The following is a 14,717-nucleotide window of genomic DNA, read 5'->3' on the forward strand; positions in this document are numbered from 1 at the left end:
GGCTCAGTGCCGGAAATGGCGCATGCCGGTGAACACCATGGCAAGGCCGCGTTCGTCCGCCGCGTCGATCACATCCTGATCGCGCATCGAGCCGCCCGGCTGGATGAGAGCCGTCGCCCCCGCCTCCGCGGCGGTGATCAGCCCGTCCGCAAACGGGAAGAACGCGTCCGAGGCCACCACGGAGCCCTTGGTGAGCGGCGCGGAAAGGCCCATCGCCTCGGCCATGTCCTCGGATTTGCGCGCGGCAATCCGGGTGCTGTCCACGCGGCTCATCTGGCCTGCGCCCACGCCGACGGTGGCGCCGTCCTTGACGTAGATGATCGCGTTCGACTTGACGTGTTTCGCCACTTTCCACGCAAAGAGCAGGTCTTTCAGCTCCTGTTCGGAGGGGGCGCGCTTGGTGACGACTTTCAGGTCATCGAGCGTAATGGCGCCATTGTCCTTGCCCTGCACGAGGAAGCCGCCCGCCACTTGCCGGAAAGTGGTGATCGCCGCTTTCGGGTCCGGCAGGGCGCCGGTGGTCAACAGCCGCAGGTTTTTTTTCGCGGCAAAGACGGCTTTCGCCTCATCCGTCGCCGCGGGGGCGATCACGACCTCGGTGAAGATCTTCACGATCTCTTCCGCAGTTTCGGCATCAAGGAGTTGGTTCAGCGCGATGATGCCGCCGAAGGCCGAGGTGCGGTCACAGTCAAAGGCCCGGATATAGGCCTCGGTCAGGCTCGCGCCGGTCGCCACGCCGCAGGGGTTGGCGTGCTTGATGATCGCGCAGGCGGGCGCCCCGGTGCCGAATTCCGCCACCAGTTCGAAGGCGGCATCGGTATCGTTGATGTTGTTGTAGCTCAGCTCCTTGCCCTGATGCTGGGTCGCGGTGGCAACGCCGGGGCGATTCGAGCCATCAAGGTAGAAGGCCGCCGATTGATGCGGGTTCTCGCCATAGCGCAGGCTTTGCGCGAGCGTGCCGGCAAAGGCGCGCCGACGCGGCGTTTCTTCGCCAATTGCGCCCGCCATCCAGGTTGAGACGGCAGCATCGTAAGCGGCGGTGCGGGCATAGGCGATCTGCGCGAGCTTGCGGCGGAAGGCGAGCGTGGTGGCGCCGTCGTTGCGGTCGAGCTCCTCCAGCACCGCGGCGTAATCTTCCACATCGACCACGGTGGCGACGAATTCGTGGTTTTTCGACGCGGCGCGGATCATCGCCGGGCCGCCGATGTCGATATTCTCGATGCAATCGTCATAGGCCGCGCCTTTCGCGACAGTGGCCTCGAACGGGTAGAGGTTGACGACAAGGAGGTCGATCACCTCGATTCCATGCACCTCCATCGCGGTCAGGTGTTCGGTGTTGTCGCGCAGGGCGAGCAGCCCACCATGCACTTTCGGGTGCAGCGTCTTCACGCGGCCATCCATCATCTCGGGGAAGCCCGTCACCTCGGCCACGTCGCGCACGCTCAGCCCCGCCTCGCGGAGCGCTTTTGCGGTGCCCCCGGTCGAGAGCAACTCCACCCCCCGCGCGGCCAGCGCCCGGGCAAAATCGACAAGCCCGGTCTTGTCGGAAACCGAAATCAGGGCGCGGGTAAGGGGAACGGGTCGGGTCACGGTGGCGGTCCTTCGATCATCTGTCGGGTGGGGGCGGCACGGGGTCGCGATTGGCGCCGGGGGTATCCTGTGCCTTGGCCAAGGTCCAGCCAATTTGGCTGATCGGGTCATGCAGGTGGCCCGAAAGCACGATCTGTTGCGTGGCACGGGGTCGCAGGCGACCCTTTTCGAGATAGACCGAGGGGTCGAGGCTCAGCTCGACCGGTCCGTCAAAGCGGAACACCCAGATCTCTCCCGATTTGAGCACCATCGACACCGCCCAGCCGCCCATGTCGAGCGCAGCATCGACATCGGGGTGAAGGTGGAAGCGGATCGTATAGGCAATGCCGCGATAGCCGCCCGCCGCAAGCACCGTCTCGAGCCGCGCCTTGTCGGACGAGGTCATCGCGCCGAGGCTGTCGGTGCCTTTGAGCCCGTTGCCGTCCGGCGCAAGCTCAAGCTCGCGGATATGGGTCAGGCCATGCGTGGCCAGATAGCCGTCATGGCCGAAGAGCGCATGCCGCGCGGGGTCGGATTCGGCGCGCATCCAGACCTCGGAGGGGGTTTCCTCAAGCCAGGTACGCATTGCCGCGCCGCGCCGGGTCACCGGGCCGAGACGGGAGGAGGAATAGCCCTCGATCGCCAAGGTGGAGTGGCTCGGCGTGGCCCGGCCCGCGCGGTGCCAATCCGGGCCGAACATCGCGCCTGAGCCGCAACTCACGATCAGCGGCCAGCGCCCGGAGGTTAACTCAAAGGCAAGCGTCGAGGCATGGGCATTGGCGGAGGCGGGCCCCGCAGGCGGGGCAGCGGCGTCAATGATCAGCGTCGAGCGCCCGGCATGAAGGCGGCCAAAGCCCATCACCAGCCCCTGCGGCGGTCCGGCCCGCGCGCCCGAGGCGGCAAGCGCCGCATCGAGCCGTCCGGGCAGCCCGCGTCCGCCACCATGGAAGCGCGCGAGCCCGCCGTCGGCATGGCGCAGCGCGCGCAGTGTGGGGGCGATGCGGGAGATCGCCGCGAGATGCGCGGGAAGCGGTTTGCGGCCCGCCCCTTCGATCGCCTCGACCGCCCAGATCAGGAGCGAAAAAACTTCGAGCAATTCCTCCGGGTTGCGCGTCGGGATGCCACCATCGGCATCGATCTGCGCAGCGCATTCGGCGGCGAGAGCTTCCGCGGCAGGCCCGGCATGGCGCTCCATTCCGGTGAGCGCGAGGCTCGCATAAACGAGCCCGGTCAGCGCCTCGAACCGCGGCAGGCCGGGGCTTGCAGAGCGCCAGCGGCGGGCGAGAAACAGCGTCTGCCCGCCCAGCACGCGGAAGAACGCTTCCGCCTGAGCCTTGTCGCGCCCCGACAGCAGGAAAAGCGCGTGATTGATCATCCGGATCAGCCGCCGTCCGGTCAGATCAGGGCTCCAGCCCGGGCCACGCCCGGAGCCGAATCGCTTCACCCAGTCGAAGATCCAGGCTTGGGCGCGCTCGCGCGCGGGACGGTCGCCCACCGCGGCGAGATCATCAAGCCAGGTGCAACCGTGCAGGGCTTCCTCGAAGCTCGGATCGGGCATGGCGAGATCCCAGATCGCGAGATCCTTGCCCTCGACAAGAAAGCCCGCGAAGAGGAAATTGCCCGCAATCAGCTGCCGACCCCGCGCGAAAGACCCGATCGTGCGCGGCTCGGGCTGGTGAACGAATCCGGTGGCGGGGCGGGCGCGCGCCGCTCGAAGCGCGGCAAGCCGGTCGAGGGAGGCGCCAAACCGCCCCTTGCGCGAAGATATGTCCCTGCCTGTCATTGCCCCTTCGCCATGCTGCTTCGTGCAGAGCTTGCCCGCACCATAATCCGGGCCCGTTTCCCTGTCATCGCCTGATTGGCACGGCTCAGGACGCGGGCGCGAGCGTGGCGAGAAAGAACCCGTCCATGCCCCCCAGCTCCGGCCAGAAATCGGGCCGCAGCCGAAGCGCCCCCCCGGGCGTGATCCAGTCGCGGGCGATGCCCTCCTGAGCCACCGGAAAGACCTGCAGCCCGCCGTGACGATGCAACGCCGCGGCGATCTGCGCCTCGCCCTCCTCGGGCAAAAGCGAGCAGGTGGCATAGACGAGCCGCCCGCCGGGCCTGAGCCAGCCGAGCGCACGGTCGAGAAGCTGCGCCTGCAACGCGACGAGATCCTTGATCCCCTTGGCATCCTTGATAAAGGGCAGGTCGGGATGGCGGCGGATCGTCCCCGTGGCCGAACAGGGTGCATCGAGCAGGATCGCATCGAAGGGCGCTTCGGGTTCCCAGTCGAGCGCATCGGCGACGATGGTTCTGGCGCCCAGCCCGCAGCGGGCGAGGTTTTCGTGCAACCGGTCGAGCCGGGGGGCGGAGATGTCGAGCGCCGTGACTTCGGCCCCCATCGCGGCGAGTTGCAGCGTCTTGCCGCCCGGCGCGGCGCAGAGATCGAGCACGCGCGCCCCGGGGCGCGGCGCAAGGAGCTTTGCGGGCAGCGCCGCGGCGGCATCCTGCACCCACCAGTCGCCGCTCTCATAGCCCGGAAGCTCGGTGATCTGCCCGGCCTCGGCAAGGCGCAAAGACCCTGTGGGCAGAAGCGTGGCACCAAGTTTTTCCGCCCAGTCCACAGGGTCGGATTTCACGCTGAGATCGACCGGCGCGCCCGCCAGATGCGCCGCCTCCATCCGCATCACCGCCGCCTTGCCATAGGCCGACATCAACCGCCCGCGCAGCCAGCCCGGAAGCGCAGGCGGGTCGAGCCGCGCCCAGCGCGGCACATCGGCTGCAACCTTGCGCAGCACTGCATTCACCAGCCCGGCAAAGCCCTCGGCGCGCGGCCCGCCCGAATGAGTGAGCGTGACGAGCGCATCGACCACGCCATGCGGCGCATGGCCGAGCGCGCAGATCTCCACCGTGCCAAGGCGCAACAGCGCTTGCAGATCGGGCGGGGGGCGCTTGCGCAGATGGGGCTTCAGCATCGCATCGGCGCGCGGGAGCGCGCGCAGGGTGGCAAGCGCCAGCCGTTGCGCCCGCGCCCGCTCTGCGGGGGGCAGAAGCGCGATCTCGCCCGCCTGTTCGGCAAGCGTCAGCCGCTCTTCCAGCACGCCGACAAGAAGCGCCGCTGCCGCCCGCCGGGCCGGGTCGATGCTGGTCATGGGAGCGTCCTTGCTTGTTTGGAGGGTTGGCGCGGCCTATAACAGGCTCGACCCGAAACGCAAAGCCGGAGCCTGAGATGCGCGAGGAGACCCGCAAAGACCTGCCGCCTGCCGCAATCCGTGCGCTCGCCGAGGCCGAGGAACGGCGCAAGGCTGCCAAGGCGCTTGAGCTGCCACCCGAGCTTGGCGGCCGCGACGGGCCCGAACCCGTGCGCTATGGCGACTGGGAGAAGAAGGGCATCGCGATCGATTTCTGAGCGCGGCGCCCGTGACGCGCGCCGGGGGTTTCACACCCCCGGACCCCCGTGGGATATTTCAGGCAAGATGAAAGGCAGGCCCGGCCTTAAAGGCCGAGCACGTCGATCATGTCATATTGGCCGGGTTTCTGATCGAGCCCCCAGAGCGCGGCTTTGAGCGCGCCGCGCGCGAAAATGGCCCGGTCCGTTGCGATGTGGCGCAGAACGAGGCGCTCGCCGGCCGTGGCAAAGATCACGTCATGCTCGCCCACGATGTCGCCGCCGCGGATCGAGGAAAAGCCGATCGCGCCCTCTGCCCGCGCCCCGGTGATGCCTTGGCGGCCCGATTCGCTATGCCCCTCAAGCGCGATGCCGCGCCCTTCGGCGGCGGCCTTGCCCAGCATCAGCGCGGTGCCGGAAGGCGCATCGACCTTGCGATTGTGATGCGCCTCGACCACTTCGATATCCCAGTCGGCATCGAGTGCCTGCGCCACGGTTTGCACGAGCTTGGTGAGCAGGTTGACGCCGAGGCTCATGTTGCCCGCGCGGATCTGCACCGAATGGCGCGACGCGGGCTCCAGCGCGGCAATCTGCTCGGGCTCGAACCCGGTCGTGCCGATCACATGCACCGCACGCGCCTGCGCCGCGAGCTTGGCAAATTCGAGCGTGGCGGCGGGCGCGGTGAAGTCGATCACTGCCTGCGCTTTGGCAAAAGCCTCAAGCGGATCATCGGTGACGATCACGCCAGTGGCCGCGCCGCCCATCGCCACGCCCAGATCCTGACCGACCCATGAGTGCCCGGCGCGCTCGACCGCCCCCACCAGCCGCGCCTTGCCGGAGCCCGCCACGGTATGGGCCAGCATCTGCCCCATCCGGCCCGAAATTCCGGTGATTACCACGCCCGGCACATCGCTCATCGCACCCTCCATCGGTTTTGCTTTCCTTAGCCCGCGCAGGCGTGATTGGCAAAGCCGTTGCGGGAAAGGGACGAAGGCTCTATGTGCGAAGCATGGCAAAGAACCGCTTCTCTTCTGGCGAGGGCCCCTCGCAACGGCAACTCCGCGTCGGCGAACTCATTCGCCGCACGCTATCCGACGTGCTGATGCGCGGCGAGGTGCATGACCCCGACCTCAACCGGATCTCGATCACGGTGGGCGAAGTGCGCCCCTCCCCCGATCTGAAAGTGGCGACCGTTTTCGTGGCGCCCTTGGGCGGCACGCTCGGCGGCGAAAGCGGCGAGGCGATGCTGGCCGCGCTGCGCCGCCATTCGGGCGAGCTGCGCCACCATGTCGCCAAGGCGATGACGCTGAAATATGCCCCCGATCTGCGGTTCCGCCTTGACGAGACCTTCGACCGGCTCGACGAGACGCGGCGGATCTTCTCGGATGAAACCGTGCAGCGCGACATTGCCGCGCGGGACGATGACGACGATGAAGCCGATCTGGGCTAGGCTTTTTGCGGCGCTTGCGCTCATCGTGCCGCGGGTAGCGCTGGCGGGCGCGCCCTGCGAGACCATCACTTTCGAAGACACCCCCTTCTCCGTCTGCACGGTACAGGCCGGGCAGGATCTGCGGCTCTGGCTGAAGGATGGCAGCGGCGCGATCATCGGCACTTTCGAGCGGGTGAAGGCCACTCTCGGCGCGGGCGAGCGGCTCGTTTTCGCGATGAATGCGGGCATGTATTCCCCCGACCGGACACCGGCGGGGCTTTATGTCGAGAATGGGGAGGAGTTGCACGGCATCGTCACCAAGGAGGGGCCGGGGAACTTCGGGATGGTGCCGAATGGTGTTTTTTGCGTCTCCGACCGTTTCGCGGTGATCGAAAGCCGCACTTTTGCCGCCCATCCGCTCGCCTGCCGTTACGCCACGCAATCGGGACCGATGCTGGTGATCGACGGCGCGCTGCATCCCCGTTTCTTGCCCGAGAGTGACAGCAGCTACATCCGCAACGGTGTCGGTGTCTCGGCCGACGGGCAAAAAGCCTCGTTCGTGATCTCCGACCGGGCGGTGAATTTCCACACTTTCGCGCGCTTCTTCCGCGATGTGCTGCACACTCCCAATGCGCTCTATCTTGACGGCTCGATTTCTCGGCTCACCGTGCCCGCGCAGGGGCGGGCCGATTTCGGGCTGCCGATGGGGCCGATTGTCGGGCTTGTCGCGCACGATTGACCCGCGCCCCACAAGGCGCTAGCAGGCGGGCCTGCGAAAAGGGAGCATCTCATGGGCCGCAAGAAGGGACGCGATATTTCCGGCTGGATCGTCGTTGACAAACCGGCGGGCGTAACCTCCACGGCGGTCGTCGGCAAGGTCCGCTGGGCACTCGACGCGAAAAAGGCGGGCCATGCCGGCACGCTCGATCCCGCAGCAACCGGGGTGCTGGCGATTGCGCTCGGCGAGGCGACGAAGACCGTTCCCTTCATCACCGATGCGATGAAATGCTACCGTTTTCTCGTGCGCTTTGGGGCCGCGACCGCAACGGATGATGCCGAGGGCGCGGTGCTCGAAACCTCCGGCAAACGCCCGACGGACGGCGAGATCGAGGCCGCGCTTGGCGCTTTTCGCGGAGACATCCTGCAAGTGCCGCCACAGGTTTCGGCGGTGAAGGTCGAGGGCGAGCGCGCCTATGACCTTGCCCGCGAGGGGGTAGAGATGGATCTTGCCGCGCGCCCGCTCTGGGTCGAGAGCCTTGAGGTGATCGCGCGTCCCGATGCCGATACGGTCGAGCTGGAAATGGTTTGCGGCAAGGGCGGCTATGTGCGCGCGATTGCCCGCGATCTGGGCCGCGCGCTTGGCTGCCTTGGCCATGTTGCCTGGCTGCGCCGGATCTGGTCGGGCCCGTTCGAGGCAGAAAAGGGGTTGCGCCTTGAAGAGATCGACGCGCTTGCCCGTACCCCGGAGCTTGAGGAAAAACTCCTGCCGCTCGAGATGGGGCTCGACGATCTGCCGGAGGTGAAGGCAACCCTTGAGGGCGCGGTGCGGCTGTCGCACGGCAATCCGGGGCAGGTGATCTGTTCGGGCATCGATTTTGGCACCGAGGTCTGGGTGAGCCATCGCGGCCTCGCCATCGCGGTTGGTCGCTACATGGGCGGCGAAGTCCACCCCGACCGCGTCTTCAACCGGGGTGAGGCGTGATCACCCGCGCCCATATCAAGGGCGATGCGCCCTCGATCGCAGTCTATTCCGAATGCGAGCACTATCGCTATCTGCTCACTCGGGTCTGGGATGCATCCCTGCCGCGCGCGCTGTTCATCATGCTCAACCCGTCGACCGCGACCGAGATGCAGAACGACCCGACAGTGGAGCGCTGCGAACGCCGCGCCCGGGCGCTGGGCTTTGGCGCCTTCCGGGTGACCAATATCTTCGCCTGGCGTGCCACCGACCCGAAGGAGATGCGCGCGCAGGCAGACCCGGTGGGCTCCGAAAACGATGCCGCGATCCGGCAAAGCCTCGACTGGGCGGGCGCTCCGGCAGACCGGATCATCTGCGCCTGGGGCACGCATGGCGCGCATCTGGGCCGCGGCGCCGATGTCGAAGCGCTCTTGCGCGCCTCGGGGCGCGATCTGCATTGTCTTGGCCTGACGGCTGCGGGCGCCCCGCGCCATCCGCTCTATCTCGGCTATGCCGCACCGCTCCTGCTCTGGGATGCGGCGCCCGGGAACCACACTTGACGATGCGGCGCCCACCCCGGCCGAGCACCCGGGTTATCCCGCTGTCTGCGCCGACCGGGGGCTGAAAACGCCGGGTTCGAGCGGGGATGCCGCGCATGATTCTCCCTCTCGCGGCGCAGGGGGATCGTATGCGTCGGCACGCCAGGCGGCGATCCCGACCGCGACGCGCGGCTTACGGCAAGGGCGACGATCTGCGCAACGGAGTGGTGCCGTCGGGCGAAATCGGTAACATGGATGCGGATGGAACGGATTATCTCAACGGCGGCGCGGGGGCAGATAAGCTGATGACGGGATCGGGGGATTGGACCAGCGGGGGCGAGGAAGACGATCTCTTCGTGCTGGGCGACTGGATCGACCCCGCGGCCCCGGCGACGATCGCGGATTACGATCAGAGCCTCGATCAGATCGTCGTCGTCTACGACCCGGAAAGCGCCACGGCGCCGGAGCTGACGCTCGAACCCTCCGAGACCGAGGGCAACCTCTGGATCACGCTCAATGGTGTGCGGCTGGCAGAGGTGATTGACGCGGGCGCGCTTACCACCGACGACGTTTTGCTGATCACGCCCGCGGAACTCGCCGCGCTCTGAACCCGACCGCCGCATCGGCCCTTTCTTTTTGCCGCCAATTCCGCTAAACGCCGCCATCCGCCGGATTCGGCGGAGCCTCCACGGGCCTTGCTGGACGACATCCCGGCCTGCGCCATAACCCTTAACCAAGGAGACCCCGATGTCGATCACCGTCGAAGACAAGAACCGCCTCATCAAGGAATACGCCACCAAAGAAGGCGACACCGGCTCGCCGGAAGTCCAGGTGGCGATCCTCAGCTCGCGTATCGCGACGCTGACCGAGCACTTCAAGGAGCACAAGAAGGACAACCACTCGCGTCGTGGCCTTCTGATGATGGTGGCCCAGCGCCGCAAGCTCCTCGACTATCTGAAAAAGAAAGACGTTGCCCGCTACCAGTCGCTGATCGAGCGCCTCGGCCTGCGCCGCTGATCTTATCCGGATCGGACGGAACGCCTGCCCCTCGGGGCAGGCGTTTTGCTTTTGGCCTACTCGGCCCAGCCGGAGATCGATTTCACCTCGCAGAATTCCTCGATCCCCCAGCGCCCGCCTTCGCGCGCCCGCCCCGAGGCGCGCACGCCCCCAAAAGGCGCGCCCGCGCCACGGCTCTCTCCGTTCATCTCCACCATGCCCGAGCGCAAGATCCGCGCTAGCCGGTTGCGGCGGGCGCCATCTTGCGACTGCACATAATTGGTCAGCCCGTAGGGCGTGGCATTGGCAATCTCGACCGCTTCCGCCTCGGTGTCGAACGGCATGATCGAAAGCACGGGGCCAAAGATTTCCTCGTTCATCACCGCCATCTCCGGGGTGCAATCGGCAAACACCGTCGGGCGCACGAAGAAGCCTTTGTTGAGCCCTTCGGGGCGGCCAAGTCCCCCGGCCACGAGCCGCGCGCCCTCCTTGATGCCGGTTTCGATCAGGCCCTGGATCTTCTCGAACTGCGCCGCGTTCACCACCGGGCCGATATGGCGGCCCGGCTCGTGCGCGGAGCCGACACGAGTCTCACCCGCGACCCGGGCGGCAATCTCCACCGCGCGTTCGTAAAGCGGGCGCTCGACCAGCATCCGGGTCGGCGCATTGCAGCTCTGCCCCGAATTGTTCAGGCAGTGCCGCACCCCGCGCGCCACCGCCTTCTCATCGGCATCGGCGAACACAAGGTTCGCCCCCTTGCCGCCGAGTTCCAGGCAGACGCGCTTGAGCGTTTCCGCCGCGGCTTTCGAGATCGCCTTGCCAGCACGGGTCGAACCGGTGAAAGAGATCATTTCCACCTCGTCATGGGTGGAAAGCTGCGTGCCCACGCCCGCACCATCGCCGTTCACCAGGTTGAAAACGCCCGCGGGCACGCCCGCCTCATGCATCATCTCCGCGAAAAGGAGCGAAGAAAGCGGCGCTTCCTCGGAGGGCTTGAGCACCATCGTGCAACCGGCAAGGAGCGCCGGAACGACTTTCAGCGTCACCTGATTCATCGGCCAGTTCCACGGCGTGATCAGGCCGACGACGCCCACCGGCTCATAAGCGATCATCGCGCCCGGCGTGCCGTCTCCGAGCGGATGGATCCACTGGAAATCCTTTGCCGCCTTGATGAAATTCGCAATATGCCAGCTTCCGGCACCGACCTGAGACTCGCGGGCAAAGTCGATGGGCGCGCCCATCTCGAGGCTCATCGCCCGCGCCATCTCCTCGCTTCGGGCAAGGTAGATCTCAAGGAGCCGTTCGACTGCGGCCAGCCGTTCGGCGGGCGGCGTCGCCACCCAGCCCGGCCCCGCGGCCAGCGCCGCCGCCACTGCCGCATCGGTATCGGCCTCGTCACCAAGCGAGATGATCGCGCAGGGCTCCTCGGTCGACGGGTCGATCACGAAATGATCGCGCGGCATCGCCGGTGCGACCCAATGGCCATTAATGTAAAAGTCCCGTTTCTCGATCATGGCGCTCTCCCTTTTGTCGCAGGGTGACAGGGGCGCGCGCGGGAAACAAGCCTTCACGCCCGACCCGGGCATCGCGGAAACCGACAAAGTGGTTAGTAAAATTTACCAGTCATGCGTGTTTCGCATCGCGGCTTTTCCGCATCGGCGTTGGTGAAAGGTCGGGAAACAAGCTACGTTAGCGGTATCGGGAGGAAAACTTCAACTTCATGAGGCTCCGATGACCTTCGCAACCACCTTGTCCCTGCCACGCCTGCCGAGCATGGACTCTTTCGCCCGCAAGATCGCGCAATGGCGTGAGGCTTGGGAATTGCACCGCAAATATCTGACGCTGCTCGACGAGCTGCAAAGCATGAGCAACCGGGACTGGGACGATATCGGCCAGTCCCGCCTGAACGCCCACGAGATCGCACGGCAAACCATCTACGGTCGCTGAGCCGGAACGCAACAGCCCCCGCACGGGCGGGGGCTGCAGGTTTTTGACGATCCGAAAAGAGATCAACCCTCGGCGGGCTCTTCCTTCTTCTCGACCGCGATCTCGGCGCCGGTTTCCTGATCGACCATCTTCATGCCGAGCCGGACCTTGCCGCGATCGTCGAAGCCGAGCAGTTTCACCCAGACTTCCTGACCTTCTTTCAGCGCCTCGTTCGGATGGTTCAGGCGCTTGCCAGCGATCTGGCTCACATGCACCAGCCCGTCGCGCTTGCCGAAGAAGTTCACGAAGGCGCCGAAATCGACGAGCTTCACGACCTTGCCGCGGTAGACCTTGCCTTCTTCCGGCTCCGCCACGATCGAATAGATCATGTCATAGGCCTTCTTGATGGCGTCGCCATTGGCCGAGGCGATCTTGATGATGCCGTCGTCGTTGATGTCGACCTTGGCGCCCGAAACCTCGACGATCTCGCGGATCACCTTGCCGCCCGAGCCGATCACTTCGCGGATCTTGTCGGTCGGGATCTGCATCGTCTCGATGCGCGGGGCATGGGCCGAGAACTCGGTCCGGCCCGCCGAAAGGGCTTTCGCCATTTCACCGAGGATGTGCATCCGGCCATCTTTCGCCTGCGCCAGCGCCTGCTCCATGATCGCCGGGGTGATGCCCGCGACCTTGATGTCCATCTGCAGCGAGGTGATGCCGTTTTCGGTGCCCGCAACCTTGAAGTCCATGTCGCCGAGGTGATCCTCGTCGCCGAGGATGTCGGTCAGCACGGCCCATTTGCCATCGTCTTCGAGGATCAGGCCCATCGCCACGCCAGCCACCGGGGCTTTCAGCGGCACGCCCGCATCCATCATCGAGAGCGACGAGCCGCAGACCGTCGCCATCGAGGACGACCCGTTCGATTCGGTGATCTCCGAGACAACGCGGATCGTGTAGGGGAAGTCGGTCGCCGCGGGCAGAACCGCTTGCAGCGCGCGCCAGGCAAGCTTGCCGTGGCCGATTTCACGACGGCCGGGCGAGCCCACACGACCCACTTCGCCAACCGAATAGGGCGGGAAGTTGTAGTGCAAAAGGAAGTTCGAGCGGAAGTTGCCGTTCAGCGCGTCGATGATCTGTTCGTCATCGCCGGTGCCGAGCGTGGTGACCACGAGGCCCTGCGTCTCGCCGCGAGTGAACAGCGCCGAGCCATGCGTGCGCGGCAAGATCCCCACTTCCGAAACGATCGGGCGCACGGTGCGGGTGTCGCGACCGTCGATCCGGGCGCCACCGCTGATGATGTCGCCGCGCAGGATGCCCGATTCGAGCTTTTTGATCGCCGAGCCGAAGTTGATGTCGGCCAGGTCTTCCTCGGTCATCTTGGACTTGATCAGCTCGACCGTCGCCGCGATGGCATTGGTGCGGTCTTGCTTGTCCTTGATCGCGAAGGCCGCGCGCATCTCGGTCTCGCCTGCGGCTTTCACCTTGGCGTAAAGTTCCGAGTAATCGGGCGGGCTGAAGTCGAAGGGCTCTTTCGCCGCGTCTTCGGCGAGCGAGATGATCAGGTCGATCACCGGCTGCATCTGCTCATGGCCGAATTTGACGGCGCCGAGCATCTCTTCTTCGGAGAGCTCATAGGCTTCCGATTCCACCATCATCACGGCGTCTTTCGTGCCGGCGATGACAAGGTCGAGGCGCTGCTCGGGGTTGTCGCGCAGCTTGGTCATGTCGTCCATGGCCGGGTTCAGCACATAGCCGCCATCGACAAAGCCCACACGCGCCGCGCCGATCGGGCCCATGAAGGGCACGCCCGAGATCGTGAGCGCCGCCGAGGCGGCGATCATCGCCACGATGTCGGGGTCGTTGACGAGGTCACACGAGAGCACCGTCGCCATGACGAGCACTTCGTTCTTGAAGCCCGGCACGAAGAGCGGGCGGCAGGGACGGTCGATCAGACGCGAAACCAGCGTTTCCTTTTCCGAAGGACGGGCTTCACGTTTGAAGAACCCGCCGGGGATCTTGCCGGCGGCGTAGTATTTTTCCTGATAGTGCACGGTCAGCGGGAAGAAATCCTGCCCCGGCTTCGCTTCTTTCGCGAAAGTGACGTTGGCCATGACCGAGGTTTCGCCCAGAGTGGCGATCACCGAGCCATCGGCCTGACGGGCAACCTTGCCCGTTTCCAGCGTGAGCGTTTCGTCGCCCCACTGGATGGATTTTTTCGTAATGTTGAACATCGCGTATCCTGTCTGGGAGCACGCATGGGCCCGTCCCATGTCTCCCGGCATATGGCGGCCCCATTGCCGCCGCCCCCTATCCTTCGCATGTGCCCGGGGGTTTGGGCCTCACGTCGCAGATGGGGGCGCGCATACAGGAAAACAGGGCTTTTGGAAAGCATTGAGTTCACGATCCCCCCGCAATCAGGGGGTTTGGGCGCATTATTTTACCCGCAAAGGTTGCAAGCGCCGTTCAGGTGACCACCCGCAACGTCACGTTGAGGCGCCCGCCTTGGGCCAGCAGCAGCGAGGTGCCCGGCGCGATCCGGTCGATCCCGTGATACAGAAGCCGCGCCGCGCCCCCCATGACGAGCACATCGCCCGAGCGCAGCCAGAGGCTTTGCGTCTTGCCGCCCCGCGTCGCGTTGCCGATGCGGAAGAGCCCGTCATCGCCCAGCGAGATCGAGACGACGGGCGCGGCAAAATCCGCCTCGTCACGGTCCTGATGCAGGCCCATCCGCGCGCCCGCGCTGTAATGGTTGATCAGGCAGCACTCGGGTTCACGCGCAGAGCCGGAGACGGCGCGCCAGATCGCCAGCACGCTCTCGGGGATCGCGGGCCAGCCCCTGCCGCCCGGATGGGTCTCGCTGTAGCGGTAACCGCGCCGGTCGGAGACCCAGCCAAACCGCCCCGCAGAGGTCATCTGCACCGACATCGGCTTCCCGGTGGGGGTCATCGGCGAAAAGAGAGGCGCCGCGGCCACCACCGCGCGCAGATCCGCCACCAGTGCCGCCTGTTCGGCGGGCGTGAGCCAGCCCGGATAATACCGAAAACCGCGGATCTGTTGCGGCTGCGGGCGTTGCGGGGCGGGAGTAGCAGATGCACAGCCGATTTGTGTCATTTGTCGCAAACTCCCGTAGCGAGGGTTCTTGCAGGGCTATTTTCCCCTCCTTATATACGCCTGAAGCCGGAACGGGCCACCCGGGCCGGGCCAAACTGA

At 66.0% G+C, this 14,717-nt stretch carries 15 protein-coding genes; 8 read left to right on the plus strand and 7 right to left on the minus strand.

Going from position 1 to position 14,717, the window contains the following annotated elements:
- Window positions 1-3: 3 nt before the first annotated feature.
- From purH to CRO22_RS03865, 3 genes are all read right to left on the minus strand, one after another.
- Window positions 4-1,590: a bifunctional phosphoribosylaminoimidazolecarboxamide formyltransferase/IMP cyclohydrolase gene (gene purH / locus CRO22_RS03855; protein ID WP_097068749.1), complete on the minus strand. Its 1,587-nt coding sequence runs from the start codon at window positions 1,588-1,590 to the stop codon at window positions 4-6.
- Between the two features lie 16 nt (window positions 1,591-1,606).
- The gene (locus CRO22_RS03860; RefSeq protein ID WP_097068750.1) at window positions 1,607-3,352 is read right to left on the minus strand and encodes a heparinase II/III family protein; all 1,746 of its coding nucleotides are present in this window, start codon (window positions 3,350-3,352) and stop codon (window positions 1,607-1,609) included.
- Between the two features lie 85 nt (window positions 3,353-3,437).
- Complete coding sequence (locus CRO22_RS03865) at window positions 3,438-4,703, minus strand: RsmB/NOP family class I SAM-dependent RNA methyltransferase (protein ID WP_097068751.1); 1,266 nt, start codon at window positions 4,701-4,703, stop codon at window positions 3,438-3,440.
- A gap of 77 nt (window positions 4,704-4,780) precedes the next feature.
- Here CRO22_RS03865 and CRO22_RS03870 point away from each other — a divergent pair, with 77 nt between their 5' ends.
- Complete coding sequence (locus CRO22_RS03870) at window positions 4,781-4,960, plus strand: DUF1674 domain-containing protein (protein WP_097068752.1); 180 nt, start codon at window positions 4,781-4,783, stop codon at window positions 4,958-4,960.
- Between the two features lie 86 nt (window positions 4,961-5,046).
- On the opposite strand, the gene dapB is transcribed toward CRO22_RS03870, so the two are convergent.
- Window positions 5,047-5,856, minus strand: coding sequence for a 4-hydroxy-tetrahydrodipicolinate reductase (gene dapB, locus CRO22_RS03875; RefSeq protein ID WP_097068888.1), 810 nt, complete (start codon window positions 5,854-5,856; stop codon window positions 5,047-5,049).
- Window positions 5,857-5,948: 92 nt separating this feature from the next.
- Here dapB and rbfA point away from each other — a divergent pair, with 92 nt between their 5' ends.
- The 6 genes from rbfA (at window position 5,949) to rpsO (ending at window position 9,602) form a co-directional block, all read left to right on the plus strand.
- Window positions 5,949-6,389, plus strand: a complete 441-nt coding sequence (gene rbfA, locus CRO22_RS03880; RefSeq protein WP_176518531.1) for a 30S ribosome-binding factor RbfA — start codon at window positions 5,949-5,951, stop codon at window positions 6,387-6,389.
- Window positions 6,361-7,107, plus strand: a complete 747-nt coding sequence (locus tag CRO22_RS03885; protein ID WP_097068754.1) for a phosphodiester glycosidase family protein — start codon at window positions 6,361-6,363, stop codon at window positions 7,105-7,107. Before rbfA ends, CRO22_RS03885 begins: the two co-directional genes overlap by 29 nt.
- Before the next feature lie 51 nt (window positions 7,108-7,158).
- Window positions 7,159-8,070, plus strand: coding sequence for a tRNA pseudouridine(55) synthase TruB (truB, locus tag CRO22_RS03890; protein WP_097068755.1), 912 nt, complete (start codon window positions 7,159-7,161; stop codon window positions 8,068-8,070).
- On the plus strand, window positions 8,067-8,606 hold the full coding sequence (locus CRO22_RS03895) for a DUF1643 domain-containing protein (RefSeq protein WP_097068756.1): 540 nt from the start codon (window positions 8,067-8,069) through the stop codon (window positions 8,604-8,606). The genes truB and CRO22_RS03895 overlap by 4 nt, the downstream gene beginning before the upstream one ends.
- A gap of 128 nt (window positions 8,607-8,734) precedes the next feature.
- Complete coding sequence (locus CRO22_RS03900; protein ID WP_141399408.1) at window positions 8,735-9,193, plus strand: hypothetical protein; 459 nt, start codon at window positions 8,735-8,737, stop codon at window positions 9,191-9,193.
- Window positions 9,194-9,332: 139 nt separating this feature from the next.
- Entirely contained in the window at window positions 9,333-9,602 is a 270-nt protein-coding gene (rpsO, locus tag CRO22_RS03905; RefSeq protein WP_097068758.1) for a 30S ribosomal protein S15, read from the plus strand.
- A gap of 56 nt (window positions 9,603-9,658) precedes the next feature.
- Here the strand turns inward: rpsO and CRO22_RS03910 are convergent, their stop codons facing one another.
- Window positions 9,659-11,095 carry an aldehyde dehydrogenase family protein gene (locus CRO22_RS03910; RefSeq protein WP_097068759.1) on the minus strand — a complete coding sequence of 479 codons (1,437 nt, stop codon included), beginning with the start codon at window positions 11,093-11,095 and terminating at the stop codon, window positions 9,659-9,661.
- A gap of 217 nt (window positions 11,096-11,312) precedes the next feature.
- Between CRO22_RS03910 and CRO22_RS03915 the strand changes: the two genes are divergently transcribed.
- Window positions 11,313-11,528, plus strand: coding sequence for a hypothetical protein (locus CRO22_RS03915; RefSeq protein ID WP_097068760.1), 216 nt, complete (start codon window positions 11,313-11,315; stop codon window positions 11,526-11,528).
- 62 nt (window positions 11,529-11,590) lie between these two features.
- On the opposite strand, the gene pnp is transcribed toward CRO22_RS03915, so the two are convergent.
- Both pnp and CRO22_RS03925 read right to left on the minus strand, forming a co-directional pair.
- The gene (gene pnp / locus CRO22_RS03920) at window positions 11,591-13,738 is read right to left on the minus strand and encodes a polyribonucleotide nucleotidyltransferase (RefSeq protein ID WP_097068761.1); all 2,148 of its coding nucleotides are present in this window, start codon (window positions 13,736-13,738) and stop codon (window positions 11,591-11,593) included.
- Window positions 13,739-13,970: 232 nt separating this feature from the next.
- Window positions 13,971-14,618 carry an alpha-ketoglutarate-dependent dioxygenase AlkB family protein gene (locus tag CRO22_RS03925; RefSeq protein ID WP_097068762.1) on the minus strand — a complete coding sequence of 216 codons (648 nt, stop codon included), beginning with the start codon at window positions 14,616-14,618 and terminating at the stop codon, window positions 13,971-13,973.
- Window positions 14,619-14,717 lie beyond the last annotated feature (99 nt).

This window comes from Rhodobacter maris (assembly GCF_900217815.1).
GTDB classification, from domain to species: domain Bacteria; phylum Pseudomonadota; class Alphaproteobacteria; order Rhodobacterales; family Rhodobacteraceae; genus Rhodobacter; species Rhodobacter maris.

Coding starts and splice junctions, on each gene's coding strand:
- CRO22_RS03860 (WP_097068750.1), bottom strand. CDS start 3,352: ATGACAGGCAGGGACATATCTTCGCGCAAGGGGCGGTTTGGCGCCTCC.
- CRO22_RS03865 (WP_097068751.1), bottom strand. CDS start 4,703: ATGACCAGCATCGACCCGGCCCGGCGGGCGGCAGCGGCGCTTCTTGTC.
- CRO22_RS03870 (WP_097068752.1), top strand. CDS start 4,781: ATGCGCGAGGAGACCCGCAAAGACCTGCCGCCTGCCGCAATCCGTGCG.
- dapB (WP_097068888.1), bottom strand. CDS start 5,856: ATGAGCGATGTGCCGGGCGTGGTAATCACCGGAATTTCGGGCCGGATG.
- rbfA (WP_176518531.1), top strand. CDS start 5,949: ATGGCAAAGAACCGCTTCTCTTCTGGCGAGGGCCCCTCGCAACGGCAA.
- CRO22_RS03885 (WP_097068754.1), top strand. CDS start 6,361: ATGACGACGATGAAGCCGATCTGGGCTAGGCTTTTTGCGGCGCTTGCG.
- truB (WP_097068755.1), top strand. CDS start 7,159: ATGGGCCGCAAGAAGGGACGCGATATTTCCGGCTGGATCGTCGTTGAC.
- CRO22_RS03900 (WP_141399408.1), top strand. CDS start 8,735: ATGCGTCGGCACGCCAGGCGGCGATCCCGACCGCGACGCGCGGCTTAC.
- rpsO (WP_097068758.1), top strand. CDS start 9,333: ATGTCGATCACCGTCGAAGACAAGAACCGCCTCATCAAGGAATACGCC.
- CRO22_RS03910 (WP_097068759.1), bottom strand. CDS start 11,095: ATGATCGAGAAACGGGACTTTTACATTAATGGCCATTGGGTCGCACCG.
- CRO22_RS03915 (WP_097068760.1), top strand. CDS start 11,313: ATGACCTTCGCAACCACCTTGTCCCTGCCACGCCTGCCGAGCATGGAC.
- pnp (WP_097068761.1), bottom strand. CDS start 13,738: ATGTTCAACATTACGAAAAAATCCATCCAGTGGGGCGACGAAACGCTC.
- CRO22_RS03925 (WP_097068762.1), bottom strand. CDS start 14,618: ATGACACAAATCGGCTGTGCATCTGCTACTCCCGCCCCGCAACGCCCG.